This is a genomic window from Desulfovibrio sp. SGI.102, assembly GCF_050314315.1.
Lineage (GTDB): Bacteria > Desulfobacterota > Desulfovibrionia > Desulfovibrionales > Desulfovibrionaceae > Desulfovibrio.
The window spans coordinates 1-342 of the sequence record NZ_JBNPNC010000141.1 but is presented as its reverse complement, the minus strand read 5'-3'; the positions used below and the strand labels follow the sequence as shown (position 1 = coordinate 342).

Below are 342 nucleotides of genomic sequence, written 5' to 3'. Positions count from 1 at the left end.
GGCTCTTGACTAGCTGAGATATCCTAAAAAGGTTATCCAGGTAGTCATGGCAATGAAAAACAAGTACGCATATCGTTCAAGAATTTCCGAGGCAAAAATTCGGCAACTTGTGAAGCTTTTTTCCGTTGATTTGACAGCTTCACAGATTGCGGAATTGTCCGGTGTTAACCGAAACACCGTCAACCGGTATGTGACGGCTTTCCGGGAAAGAATTGCCCGTTATTGCGAGGCGGAGTCTCCCGTCAAAGGGGAAGTCGAGGTTGATGAAAGCTACTTCGGCGCTCGCCGGGTCAGGGGCATCAGAGGCCGTGGAGCACGCGGAAAAACCATTGTTTTCGGCCT

Annotated in this window: 1 protein-coding gene; it reads left to right on the top strand. The window is 49.7% G+C overall.

Going from position 1 to position 342, the window contains the following annotated elements:
* Positions 1-46: 46 nt before the first annotated feature.
* The coding region (locus ACQRCJ_RS12530) for a helix-turn-helix domain-containing protein (protein ID WP_427799954.1) at positions 47-342 on the top strand (296 nt) is incomplete at its 3' end.